Genomic DNA, 6,149 nt, shown 5'->3' on the forward strand with positions numbered 1-6,149 from the left:
GCGACCGCCGCGATGAGCACGCAGACGATCGCCACCGCGATGGCCATGCCACCGATGAGGCCCGTCATCAGCCGCACGTACTCATCTTTCATGGTCATCGCGCACTCCTCCTCGCCGTCCCGGCCCGCGGTCCGCGTCGTCCATGGCGTCCTGGCGGCTGCGGGCGGACCATCGCTTCGGCCGCGGCCTGCCGCGCACGACCAGGTGGAGCAGCAGCAGGATGGCGCCGGCGACCATCAGGATGGCGCCGACCGCTTGCAGATCGATACCGCGCATGGAGCCGGTGACGGCGAAAGCGAGAACCGCCCCGATCGTCAGGAGGGCCATGCCGCCGGCCATCGGCATCACAACGCCGCCCTTCGGGAAATTCGAGTGAACGATCGCGTGATCGTTCCGTCACCATTCAATGCCGGTCCGGCGGCAGGGGAAACAGCCGAATTCCGAACACTTCTTCTCCTGCGGAGATGACCGTCGACCCGGGCGCCGCGCCGGACCCGGGTCTCGCGGTCACAGGAGCGATCGGGTGAGGTGGTCGGCGGTGCCGCCCCGCCATTCGATGAGGAAGAGGGTGGCATCGTCGCTGGTGATCCCGCCTCTTTCCCGCATGAGCGTGTGCGAGAGGTCCCGCACCATCTGCTGGACGCTCGCGCTGGCCGGCCCGACGCGTTCGATCGTGGCGATCAGGCGTTCCTCGCCGAACTGCTGCCCGCCGGTGGTGTGCTCTTCGATGAGGCCGTCGGTGTAGGCCAGCACCCGGTCGCCGGGACGGAGCCGCCGGTGGTTGATCAAGGGCGTCGATCCCCCGAAGCCGACAGGCAGCGTCCCGTGGCCTTCCAGCGCGCAGATGACCTCGTGGTCGCGGATCAGCAGGGGGGCCGGGTGACCGGCGTTGACCCATTCCAGGTGGCCGGTCCCGATGTTCAAGCGCATCATCTGCGCGGTGACGAAGTGGTCGGGGCCGAACTGCTGGTCGATCGCGGTGTCCATGAACGCGTACAGCTCGGCGAGGCCGGCTTCGGCGCGCCTGGCGTGCCGGTAGGCGCCCACGGCGACGGTGGCCAGGACGGCGGCGTTCAGGCCGTGGCCCATCGCGTCGATCATGGCCAGGTGCAGGACGTCGTCGTTGAGGGCGTAGTCGAGGCTGTCGCCGGCGACGTCGTAGGCGGGTTCGAGGATTCCGGCGACGGCGACCTGCGGGGTCGTCATGGTGAGCGGGGGCAGCAGGGACCACTGGATCTCCGCGGGCACGCTCATCGGCGCGCGCCGCCGCGCCCGCAGGAACTGGTCGGTGTAGTTGTTCTTGGTCACCAGCATGTCGGCGACCAGGCCCGCGAGCCGCCGCAGCAGCCGGCGGTCGTCGTCGTCGACGCTGTCGAGGGTCAGCGACATCACGCCGATCTCGTCACTGCCGTCCAGCAGCGGCAGGAACATCCGCACGCCATCGGCCTGCCGCTGCTCGACGATGGTCTCCGACAGGAACGCGCGCCCGGCCGCCGAGCCCTCCAGCGGCAGCGGTTCACCGTCGGTGAGGCCGCGGCCCGGCAGCGGCACCAGCGTCAGCTGGGCGTAGTCCTGCAAGAGGATCGAGACGTCCCGGCCGCCGATCGCGCGGACCTCCTCGGCCACCAGCGGCGCGATGAGCTGGGGCGGCATCTCGTGCGCCCGGTCCAGCAGCTGTCCCAGCAGCCGCTCACCGAAGCATTCGCTGCGATCCACCGCGTCCCCGGGCCCGTTCAGTTCCCCCACACCGATCTATGTGCCCTCCGGCACGGACGGTAACTCCACGTATCGGGACCGTTAGACGCGACGTTCGTGGACGTAGCACCATCTCCAGGTCGATCCCGGCTCCATGGCGGCGGCGAGCGGATGGTCGGTCTCCTGGTAATGCGCCCGCGCGTGCCGGCGCGGCGAGTCGTCGGAGCAGGCCACCCAGCCGCAGGTCAGGCAGAGCCGTAGCGCCGTCCACCGGTCGCCCCGCGCCTCACACGCCGCGCAACCGCGTGATCGTGGCGCGACGGGCGTCAGGCCGTCCAGATGCTCGCAGCGGGGCGCCGAGCCGTTGGGGCTGTGCGGCACGCTCGAGGCCATGGCGCGGACCCTCATCTTGTGGTTCATCGAACCTCCCCTTCCGGGGGCCGTGTCGCCCCCGGGTCAGTACTCCAGTTCCGGGCGCAGGGGACCGCCGACCGCGTGCAGGTGACGCAGTACCCGGACGTAGGAGCCGGTGAGGCTCGTCTCGCAGTAGGCGATGTCGTGATGGGCGCAGAACGCGCGCACGAGGGTGTGGGCGCGGCGCAGGTTGGGGCGGGGCATGGAGGGGAAGAGGTGGTGCTCGATCTGGTAGTTCAGCCCGCCGAGCACGAAGTCGGTGATCCGGCCGCCGCGGATGTTGCGCGCGGTCAGCACTTGCCGGCGCAGGAAGTCGGCCCCGTGCTCCCTGTCGAAGATCGGCATGCCCTTGTGGTTGGGGGCGAACGAGCAGCCCAGGTAGAGCCCGAAGAGCCCTTGCTGGAGCAGGAGGAAGCCCACGGCCTGGACCGGGGCCAGCACCCAGAACAGCACGGTGAGGTACCCGGCGGCATGGACGAGCAGCAGGCCGGCCTCGACCAGCCGCGTCGTTCCCGGCGTGTTCGCCCGGGAGGTCGGGCCATGCCCGACCAGTGCCCGGACGCTCGCCAGGTGCAGATGGAAGCCTTCCAGGAGCAGCATCGGGAAGAACAGCCAGGCCTGGCGGCGGGCCAGCCATACACCGAGAGCGCCGCGGGCCTCGGCGTTCTCGCGGGTGAAGGCGATCGCGCCGGTGGCGATGTCGGGATCGCGGCCGACCTGGTTGGGGTGGGCGTGGTGCCGGTTGTGCTTGGCGACCCACCAGCCGTAGCCGAGGCCGACCAGCAGGTTGCCGTGCAGCCGTCCCAGCAGGACGTTGACCCGCTTGGAACCGGAGATCTGCTGGTGGCCCGCGTCGTGGCCGAGGAACGCGGTCTGGGTGAACGCGGCCGCCAGGAACGCCGCGACCGCGAGCTGCCACCAGGACGGGCCGACCAGCACGAAGGCGGTCCAGCCCGCGGCGAGGAACAGCAGATTCGTCGCGGCCTTGACCCAGTAGTAGCCGGGACGCCGCGCCAGCAGACCGGCCCGCTTCACCTGCCGTGACAGCCCCGCGTAGTCGCTGCCCCGCACACGCCCTCCGGCGTCGGTCCGGTCCGGTGCGCCGCCGCGGGCGTCGCCTGCGCTCACGATCGTGGTCATGGTCCTCGATTTCACGTAGATGCCCTCCGGCGAGGGACGACCGGCTCGGAAGCCGCCGGCGGGCTCGGGCGCGTGGAAGGCGTCCACCACCAGTTGAACCCGCTCTTCGGCCGGACCGAACCGGGCAATACGGACCAGGGTCATCAGTGGCGGCGATAACCGTCAGCTCGCGACGCGGAAATCCAGCGCGGACCGCGCTGTACGCTACTCGGAGGGGTCCAGCTGTTCCGGCCCGGAAGGCGGGAGACGTGGAACTGCGCCAGCTCCGCTATTTCGTCGCCGTCTCCGAGGAGCTCAACTTCGGCCGCGCGGCGGCCCGCGAGCACATCGTGCAGTCGGCGCTGAGCCAGCAGGTACAGCGGCTGGAAAGGGAACTGGGCGTACGCCTGCTGGAGCGCACCACGCACTACGTCGCCCTGACGGCGGCGGGGGCGGCGTTCCTGGTCGAGGCGCGGCAGATCCTCGCCCACGTGGAGCGCGCCGCCGAGGTCGCCCGGACCGCGCAGGGCACCTCGCCGGCGTTGCGGGTCGGCATCATCGACGCCAGCTACGACTCGATGCCCCAGATCCTGCACGAGGCCCAGGCGCGCTATCCGGATCTGGTGATCCACCAAGTGGAGGTCGGGGTTCCCGAGCAGTACCAGCAACTCGTCGACGGGCGCCTGGACGTGGGCATCGGCCGCGCCGCACAGGCACCCAGCGGGATCGCCTCGCACCTGTTCCGCCGGGACCGCCTCGGCGTCCTGGTCCCCCGCGGACACCGGTTCGCCGACCTGGACGCGGTGCCCGTCGAAGCCCTCGCCCGCGAGCCACTGCTCCTCGCCGAGGAGATGAAGGCACCGGAGTTCAACCAGTTCACCGTCGAGATGTGCCGCGCCGCCGGCTTCACCCCGACGGTGCACCAGGGCACCGTCGACAGCATCCGCGCCGCGTCCACCCTGGTCGCCCAGCGCCGCTGCCTGTACTGCGTGCCCTCCTCCTGCATCTCCGCCCTCCCCGGGACGATATGGCGGCCCCTCACCGACCCCGCCTCGTTCTACCCCTGGTCGATCCTGTGGCGCGCCGCCGACGACTCCGACCACGTCCGCGCCGTCGTCGCCTGCGCCCGCGCCATGTCCGAACGGCTCGGCTGGCTCGCCACCGTCGACCAGCCGACCGGCTGACCCGCCGGCGGCCGATCCCCCTCGCCCCCGCGCGGTGATCGGCCGCGGTGATCGGTTCAGCCCATATCGGCGGTATCCCCTGACGGACGCGGGGGATTGGCTGTAGTCGGGGTCTTCCACGGCCCGTCCAGGCCCGGATCCCCACGAAACGGAGCGTCCGATGGGAATCCTGATCGCCGTTGTCGTGATCGTGGTGCTGGTGGTGCTGTTGCTGCTCGCGATGGCGGTGCGGATCGTCAAGCAGTACGAGCAGGGGGTGTTGTTCCGGCTCGGCCGGGTCCGCGGCGTCCGCGAGCCGGGGCTGCGTCTGATCATTCCGGTGGTGGACGTGATGCGGCGGGTGACGCTGCGGATCGTCACGATGCCGATCCAGTCGCAGGGCATCATCACCCGTGACAACGTCAGCGTGGACGTCTCGGCAGTGGCCTACTACCGGGTGGCCGACGCGGTGAAGTCGGTCGTGGCGATCGAGAACGTCCGCGCCGCGATCGACCAGATCGCCCAGACCACGCTGCGCAAGGTGGTCGGGCAGCACACCCTGGACCAGACGCTGTCGGAGACCGACCGCATCAACGCCGACATCCGCGAGATCCTCGACGTCACCACCATCGCCTGGGGCGTGGAGGTGAGCCTGGTCGAGCTGAAGGACATCCAGCTCCCCGAGACCATGAAACGCGCCATGGCCAAGCAGGCCGAGGCCGAGCGGGAGAAGCGCGCCAAGATCATCAGTGCGGAGGGCGAGTCGCTGGCCGCCGCCGCCCTCGGCGACGCCTCGGACACGATGATGGCCCACCCCCTGGCTCTGCAACTGCGGAACCTGCAGAGCCTGGTGGAGATCGGGGTGGACAAGAACAGCACCGTGGTGTTCCCCGCGCCGCTGATGACCACCATCGCCGAACTCGGCGCCTTCCTCGCCCGCGAGAAGACTGCCGCCGTCGCCGCCGTCACGCCGAACGGCGCCCCGCAACCCGCCACGACCGCGGTCGTGGACCCTCCTGCTCTCCTTGCCGGCACCTGAGAAGGCCCCCACCCGGAACTCCGTCGCTCACGCTCGGGTGCACCCCCCGAGCCACGCGGCCAGTCGACTCCATCCCCATCAGGACACCGGCCCCGCCTCGCCACTGCGGTGGAGGCGGGGCGGTCTCCCGTCCCGCCACCGCGATGACCGCCCGTCGGCGGCGCACCCATCTGCATCCGGCCAACCGGCGCCGTTACGAGCAGCGCACCCGCGGGGAGTGGTTGGCTGACTCGGTCACCGCCGTATTCGGGTCGTGGCGGTTCATCATCGTGCAGACCCTCATCGTGGCCGCCTGGACAGCCCTCAACCTGCTGGGCGCACTCCTGCGCTGGGACCCCTACCCGTTCATCCTGCTCAACCTGGTGTTCTCCACCCAGGCCGCCTACGCGGCCCCGCTGATCCTGCTCTCCCAGAACCGCCAAGCCGAGACCGACCGGCTGGCGGCCGAACGACTACCGCGTCAACCAGCTCGCCCTGCAGTTTCTGATCGTCCGGCATCGCGACGCGCACGGACCCGACTGCCAGTGCGTCCACGACGCCGGGGGCGCCCGTTGGAAGGACGACTCGGGTGGCCCCGGACGATTCCGGGCCTCGAACCAGTCGACGACGAGGCGCCACCACACTGAGCCTTTTCCAGCTTGATCGTGCTGGTCACAAGGTGGTTGCGGTGGGCTGAGGTGGGCGGTGACGCGGCGAGGCCCCTGATAGGAGCGAAGTCG

Annotated in this window: 7 protein-coding genes; 3 read left to right on the forward strand and 4 right to left on the reverse strand. The window is 70.4% G+C overall.

Going from position 1 to position 6,149, the window contains the following annotated elements; genetic code table 11:
- Positions 1–81: 81 nt before the first annotated feature.
- The 4 genes from ABT299_RS36500 to ABT299_RS36515 all read right to left on the reverse strand — a co-directional run bounded on the left by ABT299_RS36500 (position 82) and on the right by ABT299_RS36515 (position 3,249).
- Positions 82–345 carry a DUF6458 family protein gene (locus ABT299_RS36500; RefSeq protein WP_500253528.1) on the reverse strand — a complete coding sequence of 88 codons (264 nt, stop codon included), beginning with the start codon at positions 343–345 and terminating at the stop codon, positions 82–84.
- 162 nt (positions 346–507) lie between these two features.
- Positions 508–1,716: a PP2C family protein-serine/threonine phosphatase gene (locus tag ABT299_RS36505; RefSeq protein ID WP_500253529.1), complete on the reverse strand. Its 1,209-nt coding sequence runs from the start codon at positions 1,714–1,716 to the stop codon at positions 508–510.
- An 81-nt stretch (positions 1,717–1,797) separates the two neighbouring features.
- A complete protein-coding gene (locus ABT299_RS36510; protein WP_500253530.1) occupies positions 1,798–2,115 on the reverse strand; it encodes a UBP-type zinc finger domain-containing protein in 318 nt (105 codons plus the stop codon).
- A gap of 36 nt (positions 2,116–2,151) precedes the next feature.
- A complete protein-coding gene (locus ABT299_RS36515) occupies positions 2,152–3,249 on the reverse strand; it encodes a fatty acid desaturase family protein (RefSeq protein WP_500253531.1) in 1,098 nt (365 codons plus the stop codon).
- Positions 3,250–3,497: 248 nt separating this feature from the next.
- On the opposite strand from ABT299_RS36515, the gene ABT299_RS36520 reads away from it, so the two are divergent.
- From ABT299_RS36520 to ABT299_RS36530, 3 genes are all read left to right on the forward strand, one after another.
- Complete coding sequence (locus tag ABT299_RS36520; protein ID WP_500253532.1) at positions 3,498–4,412, forward strand: LysR family transcriptional regulator; 915 nt, start codon at positions 3,498–3,500, stop codon at positions 4,410–4,412.
- Positions 4,413–4,572: 160 nt separating this feature from the next.
- Entirely contained in the window at positions 4,573–5,430 is an 858-nt protein-coding gene (locus ABT299_RS36525; protein ID WP_500253533.1) for a slipin family protein, read from the forward strand.
- A 143-nt stretch (positions 5,431–5,573) separates the two neighbouring features.
- Positions 5,574–6,056 carry a DUF1003 domain-containing protein gene (locus ABT299_RS36530; protein ID WP_500253534.1) on the forward strand — a complete coding sequence of 161 codons (483 nt, stop codon included), beginning with the start codon at positions 5,574–5,576 and terminating at the stop codon, positions 6,054–6,056.
- The last annotated feature ends 93 nt before the right edge of the window (positions 6,057–6,149 follow it).

The organism is Spirillospora sp. NPDC000708 (genome assembly GCF_040299565.1).
Taxonomy (GTDB): domain Bacteria; phylum Actinomycetota; class Actinomycetes; order Streptosporangiales; family Streptosporangiaceae; genus Spirillospora.